The 21,290-nt window shown below is 46.9% G+C and carries 11 protein-coding genes; 1 reads left to right on the top strand and 10 read right to left on the bottom strand.

The genetic code is table 11. The features are described 5' to 3' along the window. Positions 1-318: 318 nt before the first annotated feature. The 9 genes from AB4Z45_RS31260 to AB4Z45_RS31220 all read right to left on the bottom strand — a co-directional run bounded on the left by AB4Z45_RS31260 (position 319) and on the right by AB4Z45_RS31220 (position 18,351). A complete protein-coding gene (locus AB4Z45_RS31260) occupies positions 319-5,922 on the bottom strand; it encodes a X2-like carbohydrate binding domain-containing protein (protein ID WP_441913405.1) in 5,604 nt (1,867 codons plus the stop codon). A gap of 76 nt (positions 5,923-5,998) precedes the next feature. Then, positions 5,999-7,672: an extracellular solute-binding protein gene (locus AB4Z45_RS31255; RefSeq protein WP_076270350.1), complete on the bottom strand. Its 1,674-nt coding sequence runs from the start codon at positions 7,670-7,672 to the stop codon at positions 5,999-6,001. A gap of 107 nt (positions 7,673-7,779) precedes the next feature. Continuing rightward, entirely contained in the window at positions 7,780-8,700 is a 921-nt protein-coding gene (locus AB4Z45_RS31250) for a carbohydrate ABC transporter permease (protein ID WP_441913403.1), read from the bottom strand. A 15-nt stretch (positions 8,701-8,715) separates the two neighbouring features. Beyond that, positions 8,716-9,669, bottom strand: coding sequence for an ABC transporter permease (locus tag AB4Z45_RS31245; RefSeq protein ID WP_441913409.1), 954 nt, complete (start codon positions 9,667-9,669; stop codon positions 8,716-8,718). 242 nt (positions 9,670-9,911) lie between these two features. After that, the gene (locus AB4Z45_RS31240; protein WP_441913401.1) at positions 9,912-11,552 is read right to left on the bottom strand and encodes an extracellular solute-binding protein; all 1,641 of its coding nucleotides are present in this window, start codon (positions 11,550-11,552) and stop codon (positions 9,912-9,914) included. Between the two features lie 36 nt (positions 11,553-11,588). Further along, entirely contained in the window at positions 11,589-13,889 is a 2,301-nt protein-coding gene (locus AB4Z45_RS31235; protein ID WP_441913399.1) for an AraC family transcriptional regulator, read from the bottom strand. A 165-nt stretch (positions 13,890-14,054) separates the two neighbouring features. Continuing rightward, positions 14,055-16,376, bottom strand: a complete 2,322-nt coding sequence (locus AB4Z45_RS31230) for a glycoside hydrolase family 95 protein (protein WP_441913397.1) — start codon at positions 16,374-16,376, stop codon at positions 14,055-14,057. 62 nt (positions 16,377-16,438) lie between these two features. Continuing rightward, complete coding sequence (locus AB4Z45_RS31225) at positions 16,439-17,539, bottom strand: mandelate racemase/muconate lactonizing enzyme family protein (RefSeq protein ID WP_441913395.1); 1,101 nt, start codon at positions 17,537-17,539, stop codon at positions 16,439-16,441. A gap of 20 nt (positions 17,540-17,559) precedes the next feature. Then, positions 17,560-18,351, bottom strand: coding sequence for an SDR family NAD(P)-dependent oxidoreductase (locus AB4Z45_RS31220; RefSeq protein ID WP_441913393.1), 792 nt, complete (start codon positions 18,349-18,351; stop codon positions 17,560-17,562). A 203-nt stretch (positions 18,352-18,554) separates the two neighbouring features. On the opposite strand from AB4Z45_RS31220, the gene AB4Z45_RS31215 reads away from it, so the two are divergent. Then, complete coding sequence (locus AB4Z45_RS31215) at positions 18,555-19,418, top strand: helix-turn-helix domain-containing protein (RefSeq protein WP_441913391.1); 864 nt, start codon at positions 18,555-18,557, stop codon at positions 19,416-19,418. Positions 19,419-19,682: 264 nt separating this feature from the next. Here the strand turns inward: AB4Z45_RS31215 and AB4Z45_RS31210 are convergent, their stop codons facing one another. Next, a complete protein-coding gene (locus tag AB4Z45_RS31210; protein ID WP_441913389.1) occupies positions 19,683-21,236 on the bottom strand; it encodes an SAM-dependent methyltransferase in 1,554 nt (517 codons plus the stop codon). Between the last annotated feature and the right edge of the window lie 54 nt (positions 21,237-21,290).

Here is a 21,290-nt window from a genome sequence, read left to right as displayed (position 1 = left end):
CTGTAAGAACCTATGCGTGCTTACAGCTCCATTTCCACCTCAAACAAACGCTGCCGCAACTCTGTAAGCGCATATTTGTTCTTACAGACAACAAACCTAGCCTTTTCTCTCGCTGTAAGAACCTATGCGTGCTTACAGCTCCATTTCCCACCTCAATCGCCTACCATTTATTTAAGCAAACATAAAATAGACCAAAACAGAAAAATGGCGGCACTGGAATCGGTTCCTGTGTCGCCATTTATTCAATATTCATTTGATTTTTAATTAAATTGAAATATCTCTTCAGCGAGTTTAACTCTTTTTGGACACCTCTTTCTGCTACTTAACCGATGCCGCTAAAATATCGCCATAAGCCCAGTGCTTGCTAGTAACATCCTTCCACGGGGATGAGGTTACACCGACTAGATTGCCTCTGCCGAGTACTTTGTTGATCATGCTGACTGCTTCAGCACGTGTCAGCGCGTTATTAGGCTTAAAGCTTCCATCCGCATAACCATTAGTGATTCCAGCGGCTTGCACATTTAGAATAGCTGCCTTCGCCCAATGAGTCGAAATATCGGTAAATCCTGCTCCAGTCTTTGGTGCAGCACCGATAAGTGTGGATATAAGCTTCGCCATTTCAGCGCGTGTCATTGCTTTTTCAGCACCAAACGTTCCATCTTCATATCCTTGCATTAAGCCCATTTTTGTTACTTTCGAAATCGCATCCTTTGCCCAATTGCCTGCGAGAACATCATTATAAGGAATGTCCGCCGCAGTTGCTTCCTGCTTAACGATTCTTGACAGAATAACCGCCATCTCAGCACGAGTAATCTTATTTTCCGGCCTAAATGTACCATCCCCATAACCATTCATATAAGCGGCACCCAAGCTAGAATCGGCTAAGTCTTCCACATGGACGAGTGAAAAAAGACTGAATTTATCGACTGTGAATTGAAGGCCCATCTCGCCCTTGTCGTTAAACGGTACGATAATGCCCTTCAGCAGCTGCTTTGTTCCATCGCTGTGCTCGATATATACAGCCAGGTCCTTCCGGTCTGCTTCGCTCAGCGTCACATCCTTCAAAGGCAAAATGAGGGTTACATTGCCTTTTGGCATATTCGTTTCAATGCTCATCGGACGGCCTATTATAGATGCCTCTTTATTTCCTGCAACGATCCTTAACATCGCTTCTTTATTCGCTCGACCCGCAATTTCCTGCTTCTTTGCTGCCTCCGAAACCGGTGTTAAACGAATGAACAGATCCTCCAGTGATGACTGAAGCAAGCCGCTAGCCACCATTATCTTAACGTTTTCTGTCGATATTCCTAAATCAATTTTTGCATCTGCGAACACTTTATTTGCTTCCTTCGGTAGAGTGACAGAAGTTAGCATTACCTCATCCTTCGTATCAGGAATCGTGATATTAACCAATTTGTGTCCCGCTGCTGTGACGCTGTCTACAGCTTTTTGCGCTTGATCAACAGTAATCGGCACATCATCCGTTTTCTTGCCATCCGCTTGTGTCGTACGCGTGATTACAACCTTAGCGGCATTTTCAACATCAATCGTGATAAGTTCCTTAGCTGGAGCACTCGTGGTTACAGGTGCCGATGTTGGTGTTATCAATGGCGTTGCCGACGGCGTCGGCGCTATTGTTTCTTCCGGTGTTGCTGACGGTGTTGCTGACGGTGTTATTGACGGCGTTGCTGACGGTGTTGCTGTTGCTGTTGCTGTTGCCGTTGGCGTTGCTGACGGCGTTGCCGAAGGCGCTGTTGTTGGCGTCGCAGATGGCAACGTCGCCGCATTCACCTCAAACTTCACACCATCCACCAGCATATACTCGCCGGATTTTTTAACCGCCTTAATCGTATGAACGCCATTTGCTAGCCCAGATATGCTGTACACCGCTTGCTGGGTTAGTCTGCTCGCATGATGCGCGCTTACTGTTTCCTTAAATACATCGTCAACGTAGACGTCTATGTCACCTTGAGAAGCTGACTTCGGAGCAATTAATGTTATGCCGGTTCCAGTGAATGAATATTCAACATAATCGCCATCCGTCTCCGTAGCGTGCAGGTCATTTTGATAATCGCCTTTGTAGGAAATGGCTAAGCTCAACGCTCCATCCGGCTGTGCGGCAAGATATTCTTTTTTAACTGTAATCACACTACCCGATATCGTGTAATCACTGCCCGCCGCAAGCGTTGCAGATCCATTCGTAATACCAAGCAGATTGCTGCCATCAATGCTAAGCGTTGTCGTTACATCGGCTTGCGCTGTCTTGTCAAAGCTTGCAGCATCCGGACTAATCATATCTGCAACTCTAAACAGTAATTGGTCTAACAGCATATAATACCCGGATTTCTTAACGACCTTAATCTTATGTGTCCCTTCAGACAATCCCACAATACTATAAACCGTCTGCCTAATTTGCCGGCTAGTATTGTACGTGCTGATCGTTTGCTTAAACACGTCATCCACATAAACATCGATATCCCCTTGCGAGGAATCCTTCTCCGTTACGATCTCAATGCCTGTTCCCTCAAAGGCATATTCAAAATAATCGTTGTTCGCCTCCGTGTAATGGACATCATCCTTGTAATCGCCTAATCCACGGTTTCTTCCATGCTGCCATGCACCCTTATAAGAGATTCCGCTATCATCATTATTAATAGATACATAGCGGCCTCTAGACGTATCGCTTACTGCGATAGCCAGTATTTGCGCAGCTCCACCGCTAAAAGACAACGTCAGATTGGTCATTCCATTTGGCTTGGCCGCAAGGAATTCCTTCTTAATCGTAAGCTGGTCGCCCGACAACTGATAATCGACGCCTGCCTGCAAAGCCGCCACACCATCAGCAATACCGCTCAAGCTGTTTCCGTTAAAGGTGAGCTTCGTCCAAATATCCGCTTGTGCATTCGCTCTTTTGTCGAAGCTTAATGCGCTTGGGACCATTGTGCTGTTCTGACCTGTTGTATCGCTTACGGCGATGGATAAAGTCTGGGCCATTCCGTGATCAAAGCTAAAGCTTAGATTCACCATGCCGAGCGGCAATGAAGCCAGATACGCTTTATTAATCGTGACTGTATCGTCCAAAACGATATAATCGCTGCCTGCCGCCAACGTCGTTATGCCATTCGAAATACCGACAAGCGTATTTCCATTCAGCGTTAACGTTGTTGCGATATCTGCTTGCATATCTGCCTTCTTATTGAAGCTAGCTGTGACTGGGTTAATTGTGCTGTTTGCAGCAGATGAATCACTTACAGCAATCGCTAACGTCTGCGTCGCTCCGCCATCAAAGGTAAAGATCAAGCTCGCAGTCCCAAGAGGCTGTGCCGCCAAATATTCCTTTTTAAGCGTCACCACATTGCCATCAACCGTATAATCCGTGCCCGCTATCAAGGCTCCTGAACCATCTGTAATACTGCTTAGGCTGCTTCCATTAACTGTTGTCGAAAGAGTAAAATCAGCCTGCTCCCCATCAGCCTTATCAAACATTCCACTGCTCGCGCTAATTAAATCCGGTACACTAATTCTCAGCTTATCAAGCAGCAGGAAGTAACCAGACTTCTTCACTGCTTTAAGCGTGTGGGTTCCGCTAGTGAGTCCTGTTATGTTGAATACTGGCTGCTGTGCCAGCCTTCCGATGTTGTAGGTGCTGATCGTTCGCTGGAATACGTTGTCCACATAGATGTCAATTTCACCTTGTGAAGGGTCCAGCTCGGTAATGAATTCAATGCCCGTTCCCGTAAACGTGTACTCAAAATAATCGTTGTTGTTCGCCTCCGCATAATGCACATCATCCATATAATCGCCAAGTCCGCGGTTATAGCTACGGTTCCAGCCGCCTGTATAGACAATAGAAGGATGATCATCATTGATAGAAATCGAGCCGCCTACAGATGTATCCCTTACGACTAAGGAAACATGCTGCTCCGCTCCTGCACTGAATGAAAAGGATAACGCTGTCGTTCCAGTAGGAAGCCCGGCTAAATACTCCTTCTTAATCGTCAGCTGGCTTCCCGATACGGTGTAGTCCGTGCCAATTGCCAAAGCGTTTCCTTCATGCGCAGCGCCCGTTAATTCATTGCCGTTTAACGAGGCCGTAAGCGTAATATCAGCTTGAGTGGACAGCTTCTTATCAAAACTCACTGTTGCAGGAGTAACCCTGCTATCCCTTATTGTCGTGTCGGTTACGGTTATGGCAAAGCTCTGTGATGCTCCGCCGCTAAACGCAAACGTTAAATTCGTGATGCCTGCCTGTCTTGCTGCTAGATACTCTTTTTTAATCGTAACGGTATCACCTGATATGGTGTAATCCGTACCGGACACCAGTACCGTTCCATTGTTAGTGATACTATTCAATGTATTTCCGTTCAGCGTCATTACCGTCGCAGCATCAGCCTGCTCCGAAGTCTTCTTATTAAAGCTTGCCGCAGATGGGCTAATGCTGCTGTTTTGCGCTGTGTTATCCCTTACATCAATAATGAGATTTTGCTTGTCTCCGACTAGTTCCTGCCCGCCGCCACGAACCCAATGGCCCGAATATTTCATTCCGGTATCGTCGTCATTAGCAGCTGCTGTTCCATCCTGTGCCACTACCTTGAATAGACGCGAAGCATGGGAAGCCAAATTTTCATCACTGTATCCAGTCGCAAATGAGCCCAAATCCTCATGGCTCCACAGATCACGGACAGTGGCTGGACCGGTAATGCCAATATCACTCCAATTCACGTTAACCGTCGCAGCAGAGCTTCCAAGATTAAAGAGCCCAACCGTATAGCTTCCATCACCATTATTCGCATACCACACCTGCTGCTCCGTCGCTGTCGATACAGGATGCCCCGGCCTGCCAGCCTGATTGACCGCGATTACTTCTTCATTCGTCAACAGCTCAATGCCGTAATCGTCCAAATTTGTCATGTCATTGCCGATGTATAATTGCGCCGATGAAATCGCCCAAAACGACATCGCCGACATCCGCTCGTCCTTCGTGATGCCATCCATTGTTCCATTTCCGATATTCAATGAATCAAAATCATTCCAGCCGCCTGGACCTGCATGACGCCAGAACTGTTCTGCTTTCGGGAATAACCTAGCGATATTAGGCCAAGCCGTTAAACCTCCGTTGCCGCAGTAGCATTCGATGTCCCAGTCCACACGCCATCCGTTTGCATACTGCTTCCAGTAATCGATGTATTTGATATCAAGCGCCCAGGAAAGCTCCAGCCAAATTTGGTGGGGAGCCAGCGCCTGCGACCAAGCCTTTACATCGTCACGCGCATCCAGCGAAAGGTCAGAAATGCCTGAGCCTGGCGTCACGCTGTCAAATTTCAAAAAGTCGATGCCCCATTCTCCGTAAAGATCGGCAATTGAATTTATGTAGCTCTGCGCGCATGGCTGGCTGAAATCTATTTTGTAGCCAAGCCCCCAATAATCCGACTCCTGAATCGGCTGAGCCGCGATGTCCTTCATCGAGCAGCCGGGAGCGCCATAGATCGGCAGATCCTGATCATAAGCTTGCGGCGATAAACCTGGAATGCCATACAAGCCGATCTTTTGCCCATTCGCATGGACGTAATCGATCACCTCTTGAAAGCCATTTGGATATAAAGTTGTACTTGGGATTGGCCGCCCATACTCGTCCATTCCGCCATTCCATGCCGCATCGATATTAATATACTCGTAGCCATAAGGCTGGAGCTTCTCATGCATGGCATCCGATTGCGCTTTTATATTGTCTGCGTTAATCCACTGACCATTGCCCGTATAAACCTGCAAGCTGTAGCTGCTCCAGCCCATATATGGCTTCGCAGCTAATCCATTATTCGCCGCCTCCGCAACATCTGTTTTTGGTATCACGATTCCCAGCTGCGCTGTAATCAACACAACGATTAGCAGCCACAAGCGTGATTTCTTCATTATTTGCGTCATTATTTAGCTCCTTTGTTTATGAAATAGGATCAGGCTTTTATCTCGCAATAAAGAACCTGATCCTTTGAAATCACTATTATTTAAATGATTGGTCGTATGCTTTTTGCAAAATTTCGAGATAACGATCGATCTTGAGATCCTTGAGTCCCTTCACGTAACCGTCCCAATCCTTCTCCAGCGATTTGTTTCCGGTAATGAATTGAAGCGCATTTTGCTCAATAAACGACTTAATGTTTGTTTGCAAAATGCTTGCCTCATCGATTTCCGCTGAATCAATCCAAATTGCCCACAATGGGAAAAGCTCCTTCGGCTCGTGGCCTTGGTACAGAAGCGTCGCTTGGTACAATCTGCGCTCATAGTTGGCGGAATCATAAATATCCGTACCTTGAACCCAGCTGTCTCGGTATTCCCTTGGCATGTAGAAGTGAGCCGTTCCGCTCCAGCCTGCATTACGAGGGGCTTCGCCTTCAACCGCAGGAATCGTTGCTACCTTCGGTGTAACGCCTTCTCCAAGCGCTACCTCGCCTTCCTTCGGCTTTCTCCAGTCGATGCCTTCCATGCCGGAAGCGCCGTTCGTTTGTCCTTCTTCTGTAAACATGTAATCCACCAATTTAATAAGCGCAATTTTTTGTTCTTCAGATGCTTTATTTGTGATTACAAATTTTGCTCCCGGCGCAACGCCGCCGCCATCATGAGTCGCGAACGAGCCATGTGGTCCTGTAAGCGGAGGTACGGGGTTGTAATCAGCTGAGTTTTTGTTGCCTACATCGATATTTACGAAGATAGCAGGATGCATGCCGGCCCCAGCGCCCAAAATTTGAGCATCGCCATTTTCGCCAATTTTTTTGAAGGCTTCCGCGTTTTGTGCAAAGGCGCCCGGATCGATTAAGCCTTCATCGTATAACGATTTAATATACGTTAAGCCTTCTCTCCATTCCGGCTTAAGCGCAGCCGACTCTACTTTGCCATTGGTTAGATTCAAGTAATTGCGGTCATCGTCATAGACAAAACCATTCATGAGGAATGGAATGACGCGTACGCCAAAGTCCTCAATTGAACCGCTGAGCGGCACTTCATCGGCAATGCCATTGCCGTTTGGATCTTGTGTTTTGAATGCTTTCAATACAGCTTTAAACTCTTCAGGCGTTTTTGGCATTTCCAGCTGCAATTTATCCAGCCATTTCGTATTCAACCACATTTTGTTCGGATACGAGCAGTGGAAGCACTGGCTGTAAGCGACAAGTCCGTAAATATTGCCATCGGGTGCCGTGTTGAACGCTCTTAAGTCAGAGTTATTTTCCATGGCAGCTTTAATGTTTGGCGCATATTGCTCGATCAGATCGTTCAGAGGCACCAGCACCCCTTGCTTTCCGTACTTCACAACATCAGCCTGCGTGAATTGATCAATATAGCCAGGAAGCATATACGCATCCGGGTAATCCCCGCTCGCTAATGAAATTTGACGTTTTTCCTTCGCGCCATCCGGAGGTGTCGTTTCAAATTTAAGTTTTATGTTGAATTTTTCTTCTACAAATTTGGTGAATTTATTCGTTGCCATATCGATATTCGGCTCTTGTACCGCAAAAATCGTAATTTCAACCGGTGCGGTTGCTCCCGTCTCTTCCGATTGTGCCTTTGGCGTATTTGTTGCCTTATTCGTGTTGGAAGTTCCTTTATTATTCGAGCACGCGGCAAGCACCAAGCTGATCATCAGCATGATTGCGAGCAAACTTACGAGTCTCTTTTTCAAATGTATCGCTCCCTTTTTCGATTTGTGCCATACTTTTGCATTGCAATCACACTACAAATGAACCACCTCCTCTCATGCAAACCAGCGCAGTTTCTGCCTCTTTCCGGTTAGCCTTTGACTGAGCCAACAAGCATCCCTTGTACGAAATAACGCTGTACGAAAGGATAAATAATAAGAACTGGCAGCGTAGCTACTACGATCAGCGAATATTTAAGCAGCTCTGACAGCTGCTGCCTTTCCACTTGCTTCAAGGCATCCGTTACGCTTGCGCTGTTGTTCATAATGATGATGCTCCTCAGAACGAGCTGAAGCGGAAACAACTTCGCTGATTTGAGATAGATTAAGGCATCGAAGTAGGCATTCCATTGACCTACGCCGTACATTAGGAAAAGCACCGCAAGAATGGGCTTAGATAACGGAATAACCACACTTCGCATAAATCTGATGTCGCTGCAGCCATCGATCTCGCTTGCTTCAAACAATTCGTCTGGAATGGACGACTGGAAGAAGGAGCGTGCAATAATCACCTGCCATACCCAAACCGCATTCGGAATGAGCAGCGCCCAACGCGAATCGATCATGCCAAACTCCTTCACCACCATGTACGTCGGAATCAAACCGCCGCTGAAGAGCATGGTGAACGTAATGAGCATCATAATGACGCTGCGGCCAAAAAAGGATTTACGCGACATCGGATACGCAATCATGACCGTAAGCGCTACGCTAATCAACGTTCCTGCTGCGGTATAAAATAGCGAGTTCCCGTACCCTCTCATAATTTCCGGCGTATCGAACAGAACCTTAAAGCCCTTAAAGGAAATATCAACGGGCCACAGCCAAACACGGCCGGAAGTAACGGCTGCCGGGCTGCTGATCGAGCTGCTGATAATATAAATGAGCGGATAAATAACCGCGATCAACACAACCGCCAATATGGCATAAATAATGAACAAAAAAATCTTATCGCCTGTTGAATCCTTAATCGTTTGTCTGATTGGTGCCTGCGATGCTATCTTCGTTGATGCCATAGGCGCACTCCCCTTTTACCAAATGCTTGATTTCATAAACCGTTTGGCCAAACCGTTAACCGTGAACAGCAGCAAGAGATTGATGAATGAATTAAACAAGCCTACTGCTGTAGCGAAGCTGTAATTGGCATTTAAGAGCCCAATTTTGTACACGTATGTGGCGATTATTTCGGAATTAACGATATTGAGCTGATTTTGCAGCAAATAAATTTTCTCAAAGCCAATCGCCATTACGCTGCCTACATTTAAAATGAGAATGATCGTAATGGTCGGCAAAATACCCGGCAAATCAACGTGGACGATTTTCTGAAATCGTGATGCGCCATCCACTTTGGCAGCCTCATAAAGCGTAGGATCGATGCCCGCAAGCGCCGCCAAATAAATGACCGCAGAATAACCAGCCGTCTGCCAAATATCCGACCAAACAAAGATCGATCGGAACATGCTGGCTTCACCAAGGAAGTTGACCGATTCCATTCCGAAGTAGTTCAAAGCCACATTCACAAAGCCAAGCCGCGGCGCCAGAAACATCATAATGATCGATACCATAACGACTGTAGATATGAAATAAGGAGCGAAGGTGACCAGCTGTACAAGCCGTTTGAAACGGCCATTTCGCACTTCATTAAGCATCAATGCCAAAAAAATTGGAATCGGAAACCCCGCGAGCAATAAATAACCGCTGACGTATATGGTGTTCTTGACCAGCGTCCAGAACATCGGATTTTCAAAGAAAAGCCTGAAGTTTTTGAGCCCGACCCATTCGCTGCCCCAAATGCCTTTAATGACGTTGTAATCCTTAAAGGCAAGCACCGCATTCAGCATCGGGTAATATTTAAAAATAAGAAAAAACAATACAGGCGGTATAATGATAAGGTACAGCTGCCAATGCTTCTTGAAGCTTCTGCTCGCTTCATCCGCAAGGCTGCGCTTGCTCTTTTGCTTCAACAGCTTGTTATTCAATACAATCTCTTTTTCCAGAACAATCCCCCCTAGGTAGCTAATGGCCGATGAAATGACAGCGCTTTCTATACGATGATCATAGTAGAAATCCACATTATCCAAACAGGTACATTTGCGTCTTTTAACGTACAATAACCCCTGTTTTCAGGGGGCAAATCGCCGCAGCGGCGTACAATTTTCAGGATTGCTGCTTAGAAACGCCAAAAAACCCGACTGCCCCAAGCAGTCGGGTTCTTTCTTATGCATTTCTAGTGCATAGGTCTGTTTTGGTCATATGCTTTTTGCATGATTTCAATAAAACGATCGACCTGCATATTCTCCAGTCCACTCACGTAAGTATCCCAATCCCTATCCAAATCCAAGTTGCCGGTAATAAATTGAAGCATGCTTTGATCGATGTAATTCATCAAGTTTGTGCTCAGCATCCCCACTTCATCCGCTCGTGCCGAATCAAGCCAAATGTTCCACACCGGAAACATTTCGTCTGGCTCATGTCCCTCATACAGCAGTGTCGCTTCAATAAGCCTTCGCTCATAGCCGTCGGGCGCGTATATGTCTTTGCTTGCGACCCAGCTGTCTCGATAATCTCTTGGCATGTAGAAATGCGCCATCCCGCTCCAGCCGGTGTTCTTTTGCTCAGTGCTTTCGATAGGGATCAGTGTCGCAAATTTGGGCTCCAGCCCTTCACCAAGCGCCACCTCGCCAGCTGCCGGCTTTCGCCAGCCTACGCCTTCAAGACCTGACTGCGCTAGCGTTTGTCCTTCCGGCGTGTACATGTAGTCAACCATTCGAATTAAGGCAATTTGCGCTTCCTTGCTCGCCTTATTCGTAATGACAAATTTAGCACCCGGTGATATTCCTCCGCTGGCAAAGGTAGCATAGGAAGCATACGGCCCCGCAAGCGGCGGCAGCGGTGCATAATCCTTCGTTCGCTCACTCACGAAGATAGCAGGATGCATGGCTGCAGCTGCGCCGAGAATGTCGGCATTTGCATTGTCTCCAGCTTTTTTTAACGCCTCGGCATTTTGAATAAAGGCTCCCGGATCAATTAAGCCCTCTTCATAAAGTGACTTAATATAGGCAATCCCTTCCTTCCATTGCGGCTTATTGGCCGCTGTATCCACCTTCCCATTATTCATAAATAAATAATTGCGGTCGTCATCATAAATGAAGCCATTCATCAAATAAGGAACAATATGAACGCCAAAATCTTCCGTCGAGCCGCTCAGCGGAACTTCATCCAATAAACCATTTCCGTTCGGGTCGTTTTGCTTGAACGCTCTCAGCATCTCTTTGAATTCGTCTGTCGTTTTGGGCATATCAAGCCCTAATCGCTGAAGCCACTTCGTGTTTACCCACATTTTGTTTGGATAGGAGCAGTGGAAGCATTCACTATAAGCAACAAGCCCATAAATATTGCCATCAGGTGCCGTATTCAAAGCTCTAAGCTTCGGATCTTTCTCCATCGCGGCTTTAATGTTCGGCGCATATTGCTCTATGAGCTCATTTAACGGCAGAAATACGCTTTGCTTGCCATACTTCAACAAATCGGATTGTGTGAACTGGTCAATGTAGGCCGTTAAAATATAAGCATCAGGAAAATCGCCGCTTGCAAGTGAAATTTGCCGTTTCTCCTTCGCGCCGTCCATCGAAATAATGTCCCAATTAAATTTGACATTAAATTTATTTTCAAGCAGCCTCGTAAAATCATTTGTTTTCAAATCAATGCTGGTATCCTGCTGGGCGAAAACATTAATCTCGACCGGCTTGTCTATGGAAGCAAGCGAAGCTGCATCCGTATGAGCTGGCTCATTGCTTTGCGAGCATGCGGCAAGCAGTAAAACTACAAGAAGCATAAGCGCAGATAGACCAGCGATTCTTTTCTTCATTCAAACCCTCTCCTTATCGGTAACTGCGCTGAACGCTTACACTTCGATCGATTGTCGATATGAGCTTGGCGCAACGCCCATGACTCGCTTAAAGGCTCTTCGGAACGAATGAGAGCTGTTGTACCCGACGCGAGCAGCGATTTCATCAACAGTATAAGCGTTCGTCCGTAATAAGGAGGAAGCCTGCTCTATACGAATCATCTCCAAATAGTCAGAGACATTTATATCCGTAACCTCTTTAAACAATTGAGAAATGTATTTCTCCGGCCGCTCCACCCGCTCTGCAATGCGGTATAAGGTCATCTCAGAGTCGCCATAAGCCTCAGCAATAAACTGCTTAATTTCCTCGACGGTTTGAATATGAACATGATTTTTTTTACTGTTGATGACGCTGCATAATGCTTCTACAATACCGATGATCTCCTCCTGAATAGCCGCCATTGGATTAGAAGCTTGAATGCCGATGATTTGATTTTTCAACGCATGCAGCAAATCAGATTCCATGAACGTTTTCTGGTCCAGCAGCTTAAGCAGCGTACCCTTCAGCTCGCCGATCAGCTGCTGCTTCATCTCGATAGAAAGCTGCTTATTTTCCATATTAATATTCATAACCGAATGTACCATCCGCTTTGCCTCATCCGAATCTCCCGCACGAATAGTGCTAATCAAACGCTGCTCAATGTCCATTGGATAATAATATGTCGCTGTTTCAAGCCTAGAGTCCGTAAACCATACGAAGCTCTTTTTGCTGTTAAACTCGGCATATTCGATCGTTTGTTTCGCTTGCTCATAGGAATGGCTGACGTCAAGAATAGTCGTGAACGCATCTCCGAATGCTGCAGTGACCGAAATCTTATACTCCCTATAGGCGATATCGGACAGCTTCTCAAGATTATGACTCATTCGCAGCTTAGCTGCTTCGACTCCATACTCCCCTTCCATGGTCGTTATAATCGTCACAATTCGATCCGAGCCAAGATCCGTCATATGCAGCTGGCTGTCCAGATCGATTAACGCCTTTTTCAAAATGAGTCTTGCTGCATACAGCTCGTTCAGTATTTCTACGTTGTCCATGCCGGAGTATCCATTAATCTGCAAAATACCGACATATCCCTCATTCGCATCAAACCTCGTATCCGCCTGTACAGCCGCTGCCGTAATTTCCTCAGTGGTGTGAAACTCCCCAGCAATTAACCGTTTCAAGAAACCATCTCTAACTAAAGGAAGCTGACGTTTTAATTCCGTCTCCAGGTGGCGATTGCTCGTAATGATGCTCGATATGTTTCCCTGCAAAAAATCATATTCGTTTCGGCCCGTGATGCCATCCTTGCCGAACTGCTCCTTCATCACCGTAAGCAGCCTATTCATTGGTGCGCTGTTTCGGTAGGACAGGAGAAGACCAGCCAGCAGGCCGAGAAGTAAAGCGATGCCTGTCACCAGCCAAGTAATATGTTTAATTTGATTTGCGTTTTCCATCAGCACCTGCTTTGGAATTCCCGCTCGATAGGTCCAACCATTTTTTTCGGAATGAATCGTAATGACGAGATCATTATTATAAAATTGACTAACTTTGTCTTGGATGAGGCGTGAATCCGAAGACAGCAGCTTGGCATTTTCCTCGCTAATTCCGCGCAGTCCAACTGTATTCCCTTGCGCATCGCTAATATGAGCCCAGCCGCCGTAACGATCCTCTACTCCCGCGAGCAGGCTGGATATGTTTTCTTCATCAATCATGACGACCACAGTGGCAGGTGATGAGCCGCTAAAGCTGTCCAAAGGGAGCGACTGCATATACGTAACGACGGAGGATTGTTTGGCATTGCTGGTAAAGGAGCTGAGAGGCATAATTTCACTTCGGTGAGTTTTGTCCAGTACTGTTTCCTTCCATTCCCCGAGCGTAAGATCGTTATAATGAAAGTTCTGATAATAATGTTCGGGACGGAAATAGGCGGAGCCCTGCGTAAAAATCACATCATAGTTATTTAAGTAGATAAAATAGTTTTGCAAAAAATCATTTGTCTGGCTAAACGGCGTTACCTGTCTCACCATGCTCCAAATGCCATAAACGTTGACGATGTCGCCTTTTTTCTGCTCATTCATTAATTTATTTAAATCAGGATTCAAAGCGAGCTGCCTTGTGAAGCCCTCAACCTCAACCATCCTTCTCTCCAAAATATCCTGGCTCCGCTGCAGCAATGTGACGCTATTCTCAATGGAAATGGATTGTGTCACCGAGATTGAAGTACGATAGGAAACGTAACCCGCTATGCTTGGAATGACCAAAATAATAAGATATGATATGAGAAATTTACGGAAAATGGTTGAATACTTTGGCACGGTCAACCCACCTCTCTTGATTGTTAGCGCTTTCATAACATAGGCAGTACAGAAGCCTAGAAGCAACGAAAGAGCTTCGCTCATTTATAATAACTTACTGACGCGAAAAGACAACTACTATTAAAAACAAGTAGTTGTCTTATTCACTAACTAGGCACATTCCGTTTAAGCTTCTTGCTGTACTAGAGCTTTCAAGTCTTTATCAAATCGATAGACGTGGCCGGGAATCAAAGAAACTTGCACTTCCTGCTCACCGAATCTTACGACCGTTTCCCCTGCAGAGAAAGCTTGAATCGTCGCTTCAGTCAGCACGCCATTTTCCCATGAGACGTCAACCTCTACATTTCCTTTGGCACGCAGTCCTTCGTATGAACCTTTGTTCCAGACAGCGGGAAGCGCTGGAAGCAAGTGAATTTCGCCCGGCTGGCTTTGAAGGAGCAGATCCGCTACCGCCGCGGTTCCGCCATAATTGCCGTCGATAACAAAAATATTCGTCTCCGCTCCGGCTACACCCGCCTTGGAATAGGTCAGCATATTATCGAAGCACAGCTCTCCAATTAAATGAGTGATATGCTTTAGCGCGCGATCTCCTTCGTACAATCTGGAGAAGCCGGTGGCGAACAGTACAGCTGTAAATTCAATATCCTCCAGCTCATCGGTCTGCATCCGGCCAATCAACGTTTGCTTAGCGGCAGCACTCAGCTCCGGCGTCTTCCGCGGCGTAATTTGATTGCTCGGGTATAAGCCAAATAAATGAGCAAGGTGGCGATGCTCCGGCTGCGCCTCCTCATAATCCTCGAGCCACTCCTGCAGCTGTCCTTTTTTCCCGATCATGAGAGGCGGCATCAGCAATAATGCTTGCTCCAGCTTCTCTTGGAATTCAGAATCCATTTGCAGCAGCTTCGCCGACTCTAGGCAAAAGGTGAACAAATCCCATATCAGCTGCTGGTCCATCGTCGACCCCATCGACAGCTGCTGAGCTTCATCCTTGCTGCCGCTCGGATAAAAGCTGTTCTCCGGCGAGTTGGATGGTCCGGTTACGAGCCAGCCATAAGTAGGGTGCACAGTCATATAATCAAGGAAGAAGATCGCCGATTCCTTCATAACGGGATACGCCTGCTTCATTAGGAAATCACGGTCAAGCCCATACTCATAATGCTCCTTCAAATGCATCGCAATCCATAATCCGCCTGTTACATTCAGTCCCCAGCCCGTCTCCCAGCCCGGAGCCGAGAAGCCCCAAGCATTCGAGAACACATGCGCCACCCATCCCTCGCTTCCGTAGAAATCCTGAGCCGCTTGCCTGCCTGCGACAGATAAACGTTCAATATAGTTCATCAAAGGCACATGGCATTCCGCCAAATTGCTTATTTCCGTCGGGTAATAGTTCATTTCCGTGTTGATATCCAAGTGATAGTCGCAGCTCCAAGCCATGCGATTCGCTTCGCCATCGTTCCATACGCCTTGCAAATGCAGCGGCAGCGGCGAATCCTCGCGCGAGCCTGCAATCGTTAGATAACGTCCGTATTGGAAAAATAAAGCGACTAAATCCGGATCATCATACTGCCCGTTCCGAAGCTGCTTCATCCGCTCGTCTGTTGGCAGCTTCACACTCGCCGTATCGCCTAAATCAAGGGTCACACGAGCGTACAAATCGCGATAATCTACAATATGATCCGCTCTTAGGCGCTCATAACCTTTGGCAATAGCATCGTTAATTTGCGAATGGCATTCCGAAGCCCAATTCTCATCCGTCCTGCCATAATCCGTATTCACCGCGAAATATATAAACGCCTCATCCGCTTGCGATACCTTGATTTCATTACCACTAGTTTCGATAATGCCGCCCACGGCAACGACCTTAACCATACCCTCACAAAACACACCACATTTTCCGTTGCTGTGCACATCTTCCGTCGCTTGGCCGCGGAATCCAATAGTATCTTCATCTGCAGCTGTCGTTGCAAAATCTCCGGTTCTCCCGTGAATGCTTAGCGAGAAGGATATTGCCCCTTTCAGCTCACTCTTTATGCGCGATACAACAATACTATCGGCATGCGTTGCGAACGTCTCACGTGTTATTTTGCCGCCAGAGCTTGTATAGGAAGTTTGTACGATTGCCTTTTCCAAGCTTAACTCACGTACAAGATCTTCTCCTTGCTGCTCGAAGCGCAAATTGATATCGCACACAGATAGGTTTGTGCCAAAGTTTTGCTTCTTCGGCTGCAGCCCTTGCTTAGCAAGCCGGTCTCCCTCGCTATAATTTCCCTTGAAAAACTGCTCTCTCATCTGCTCCATATTGGCTTTCGGGTTTCCGTTTCCTTGAATGCGCTCCACTTGACCTGACCAGTAAGTAATTTCTGTCATACTCCAGGTTTCGCTTTCTATTCCACCGTGAATGACCGCGCCTATTCTTCCATTCCCTATCGGCAGTCCTTGCTTCCAATCCGTTGCTGGCCCTGAATACCAAAGCTTTGAATGATTCATGCAGTCCCCATCCTTCAGTTATAAGATTCGTATAACAAATGTTTTGTCAATTTTCCTGCTATCTATCGAATACGGAATTCATTAAAATATTTAGGAATGATTTCAGTGGAAGCGCCTGGCAGCTCCGGCAGCACATATTGTCCATTCTTGACGGTTGCCGGTTCAACAAAGATCGTTCTAATCCAAGGGATATACTCAAGCATCATTGCCCCTGGCGTAGCCGCCACCAAATGCTGGTGAATTTGTCCCATATCGCCGACATGCGGGCAGATTGGTATGTCGTACGAAGCGGCCAGTCCCGCGACCTGCAGCCACTCCGTAATACCCGCAACCCGCGTAACATCAACCTGACAATATTCGATAGCGCCTTGATGAATATAATCACGGAACGCATATTTCGAGTACACATGCTCACCGAGTGCAATCGGAACATTTAGTGCATCAGCCAGCTTCTTGTGACCTAAAATATCATCAGGATTAAGCGGCTCCTCCAGCCAAAATAAATCAAATTCCTCCAGCTTCTTGCCCCAGGTCATCGCCGTATTGATATTCCATTGCTGATTAACGTCGATCATAAAGATCACCTGATCGCCAATCGCTTTGCGCACCGCCTTCACTCGGTCATAATCTTCATGTGGATCGGACTTGCCAACCTTAATCTTCACCCCTGTAAACCCCTGCTCGACAATGTCCGTGACATCCTTCAGCAAACGCTCCTTCGACCAGTTCAACCAGCCGCCGTTCGTGTTATAGGCTTTGATGCCTTTTGATTTATGTCCGCCAAGGTACTGCCATAGAGGCTTGTTGGACGCCTTCGACATAATGTCCCATAACGCAATATCCACAGCAGCAAGCGCCATATGCGTAATGCCTGCCCGTCCGATCCAGTGCATTTTGCCATATCGCAGCGTCTCCCAAATCTCCTTTACCATAAAAGGGTCCTTGCCGATCAGCTCCGGTGCGTAATAACGTTCAATCGTATCGACGATCATATCATCGCCATGGGCGCAGGTTCCTGTGTAGCCGTATCCGACGTAACCTTCATCTGTAAAGATCCGAACGCCTGACAGTCCCCAGTGCGTCGCCACATTAATCGCATCCGTTATTGGCGGGTCGATGGGCACATGCAGAACGAATGTTTCCACTTTTGTGATTTTCATCATTTGTACTCCCTTCCTTTTGTTTAATAGCCTAGCGAAGCTCCACCCTCAACCGGAAGAGCTACACCCGTTATGAAAGCCGCTTGCTGCGAAGCCAAATACAGTACCGACTGCGCGATCTCCTCCGAGGTTGCCGATCGGCCAAGCGGATGCATCGCATTCAGCGCATCCAGCGCTGCTGCTTGATCAGGCTGCTGTCTCAGCCAATCTTCCAATAAAGGTGTCATCACACCGGCCGGACACACACAGTTGACTCTTACGCCATCCGCTGCATAATCGAGCGCCAATGACTTCGTCAGCGCAATAACGGCACCTTTGGAAGCAGCATAAATCGGATTATTCCGCTGCCCGATAAGACCGTTCAGCGAAGCCATATTCACAATCGCGCCTTTGGTCTGCCGCAATAGCGGAATCGCATGCTTGATCATCAAATACACGCCCTTCACATTTACCGCAAGAACATGGTCAAATGACTGCTCATCGATTTCCTCAAGCGGCTTTGGAAGAATAACCGCTGCATTGTTATACAGAACATCGAGCTTGCCGAATGTCTGAACCGTTTCTTTCATAAGCGCTTCAACCGCACTCTCACGCGATACATCCGTCTGCATTGCCCGCGCACTTCTATATGGAAGCCCTTTCAAAAACCCTTGTTGTTTATTGATTTCATCAGCCACGCGCTGCCCTTCATGCTCATTCCAATCCGCTATGACGACTTGTGCGCCCTCTGCCGCGAACAACCGTGCGCTTTCCTCGCCGATACCAGAACCGCCGCCGGTTATAAGCACAACCTTATCTTTAAATCTCAAAGGCATTCCTCCATGTACATGCAAAAGTTAAGCTAGCTAAAGAAAAGATTTATGTTGTTAATTGATCCACATCAGCTATTGCTGTTCATTCCCTAATATTTTTGTTATTGTATCATCTATACAGGAACGTGTATTTGATCAGACATCCATTAAGTTGACAATTCATCCGCTAAATTTTATATGAATATACCAAAGAAAAGGGTGTTCGCTTGAAGAAGCTGAACGAGATCACGCCTCATGTCGGAGATTCCATGTATTACCTTTATGATGGCAGCTCCAATGAGAAGCTGCGCATTTGCAGTGTTTATGCCTTTCATTTATTTACAGATGGTCCCGGAGAAATGGAGATTGACGGCAAGAAATACCCTATCAACAATCGAACGCTAATCTTTCTTAGGCCAGAGCAGCCTCACGCCTTCCATATTTCATCCGACCATCCGCTGTCCTCCTACAATTTGTATTGTGATCTCTGGAATCAGAGTGATCCCGTCTCTGCCAATCGAACGTTCATCTACGCCCCGGAGCCGTTCGAGCTGAATACCGTCGCCCCTTCCATGGCATGTGATGAACTCGACAGCCTGCCATGCGTATTTTCCTTGCAGTCTTATCCAGAGCTGTACGATTCCTTCTTAATGCTCGCTAAGCTGTATAACGATTCGCAATTTTATCGAACAGAGATGATGAACAGCTTGCTCTATGCTTGGATTCTGAACTGGTATGATACGATACATACGCACCAGCCTACCGATTATCGCATCGTCCGCTTGCTCACGCATCTAAACGCTCATCCTGAGAAACGCGAGTCCGTCGAGACATGGTGGGAATTTTGCGGGCTGAAGCGAACCTACTTTCATGCTTTGTTTTTACGAGAAACCGGACTCACGCCAAAGGCCTACCATCACAAGCTGCTCATGAGACGCGCTTCCCATCTTTTGCTCGAAAGCGAGCTGAGCGTGACTGCCATTGCCGAGAAGCTTGGTTATGCCTCTATCCATCCTTTTACACGCCATTTCAGTGCCTTCTATGGCACCAGTCCAAAGCATTACCGCATGCAGCCTCAGTCAGAGAAATGACCACCCCAGTGCGCAACAACGAAAAATGGCTGTAAGCACACATTTGCGCTTACAGCCTCAAAATAGCCTATGCACCTCGTCCGTAAGCACACATACGTGCTTATTACGCCAATTCGACGTGTGCGGAATAACGAAAAATGGCTGTAAGCACATATTTGCGCTTACAGCCTCAAAATAGCCTATGTAGCTCGTCCATAAGCACACATACGTGCTTATTACACCAATTCGACGTGCGCGGAACATTGAAAAAGGCTGCTCCTCCTCCTATTTGAAGGCGGTTAACAACGACTTCGCTTCCTCATGTTCTGGCTCCATCGCCAAAACTTGATGTGCATATTGCAATGCTTCTGGCTCTTCGCCTTCTTCATAGCAGCAAATCGCCAGCTTGTAGAGTGCATCCACAGTCGTCTTGCCAGCCTCCATCGAACGCTCCAAATATAGCCTCGCATCCGCATACAGCTCCAGCTCATAAAGCAGACTTCCGCAAGCCAAAGCCAAATGGTGCTGTTCATTCATCGGATAATAGCCCGCCCACATCATTTGCATGCCCTGCCGCAGATCATCGGCTTCTTCGTCGCTGCTATCTGGCAGCAGCGACTGTATGCGTTCAGCGCTTTGAATGAACAATTGCGCATCGTAGCGGCTCAGTCGCCAGAAAGCTAAAATGGCGAACAGCTCTAGCGATTCCAAATGCTCGTCAAACCATAGCTTCAAGCTAAAGAAATCATCCGGTCCAAAACGTTCAACAAAACGACGATAAGCTAAGCGTGTATTTGCATAACTTGATGGCTTCTCCAGCATGATGATGCAGCCGACATTCAAATTTTTATAATGATGGTTAGTAAAATAGGACAATGCGCCCTTTTGTTCAAAAACATGCTGTATCGCATGATAATTGGCCGTGAGCGAAAAACTGCCGTGATGAATCAGTTCGGGCGGCTCAGCAAATGCCCAGTTCTCCATTCGGTGATCGCCTTTATCGGCTGTAAGCAGCACAAATCCCGCTTGTGATAACCGTCCAAGCCGTTCAAGACAATCCAACCCAATCTCCGGGAAGAGGATATGCGAATCCTCAAGCTGCTGCTTATACAGCTCGATCACATTCCGATAAGGGTACGATTGCTCTTCATACTCGGCTGCTCTTCGGTAATGATACTCGGGCTCTATGCTCACCAGCATGTCCGATACTCCTATGCCATCCTCCTCAGCAGCAGGTATCGCGAAGGACACTTTACATTCAAATATATGACCTTCATCCACATAAATGAGCTCCTGCGGAATGCTGTCAAAAAAATAATTGGCAACAAGCAGCAGCGGCTGCTTCAGATCTGCCTGCTTTATCGTGACACCCGATTCCGTCAATCGAAGCTCTGTATCACGTACCGCGTCAAACTTAGCGAAATCGAGTATTCCTTGCTGGACAAATGGCTGCAATCGTTCATGCTGCTGCCAATAGGCAATATTTTTGACTGGCAAATCACTCATGATGTAACGAAACGGCGGAAGCTCCATACCAGCAAAATCTATCAGCTCACATAATGCCGTCAACACTTGATAGGCTAGTCTACCCGAGCCTGCTCCAAGCTCAAGGATCGTAATCGGTTCCTCCGATATACCGCCTAACCTTGCTTTATCCTGTAAAAATCCAAATATGATCTCCGCATAAGCAGACGCGATGACAGGATTGTTCGTAATGTACTGCGGCACCTCATCATTTTGCCACGCCTCAATGCCCTGCTCTTCAAAATAAGCGCGCTGCAGCTCCCAAATCGGCGCTTCGCTAAATCGATAAATCGGCTGATCGCTATTATTATTCATTCTTTTAAACCTACTTTGCTTAATGTAATAAAAGAATTAAACTGGCCTTACCCA

The sequence above is a fragment of the Paenibacillus sp. MCAF9 genome (assembly GCF_052114265.1).
GTDB lineage: Bacteria > Bacillota > Bacilli > Paenibacillales > Paenibacillaceae > Pristimantibacillus.
This window is presented reverse-complemented; position numbering and strand designations above follow the sequence as displayed.

Bases quoted from the DNA above. Each gene is read 5' to 3' on its own strand.
- AB4Z45_RS31260 (WP_441913405.1), bottom strand. From the start codon at position 5,922: ATGACGCAAATAATGAAGAAATCACGCTTGTGGCTGCTAATCGTTGTG.
- AB4Z45_RS31240 (WP_441913401.1), bottom strand. From the start codon at position 11,552: ATGAAGAAAAGAATCGCTGGTCTATCTGCGCTTATGCTTCTTGTAGTT.
- AB4Z45_RS31210 (WP_441913389.1), bottom strand. From the start codon at position 21,236: ATGAATAATAATAGCGATCAGCCGATTTATCGATTTAGCGAAGCGCCG.
- AB4Z45_RS31230 (WP_441913397.1), bottom strand. From the start codon at position 16,376: ATGAATCATTCAAAGCTTTGGTATTCAGGGCCAGCAACGGATTGGAAG.
- AB4Z45_RS31220 (WP_441913393.1), bottom strand. From the start codon at position 18,351: ATGCCTTTGAGATTTAAAGATAAGGTTGTGCTTATAACCGGCGGCGGT.
- AB4Z45_RS31225 (WP_441913395.1), bottom strand. From the start codon at position 17,539: ATGATGAAAATCACAAAAGTGGAAACATTCGTTCTGCATGTGCCCATC.
- AB4Z45_RS31250 (WP_441913403.1), bottom strand. From the start codon at position 8,700: ATGGCATCAACGAAGATAGCATCGCAGGCACCAATCAGACAAACGATT.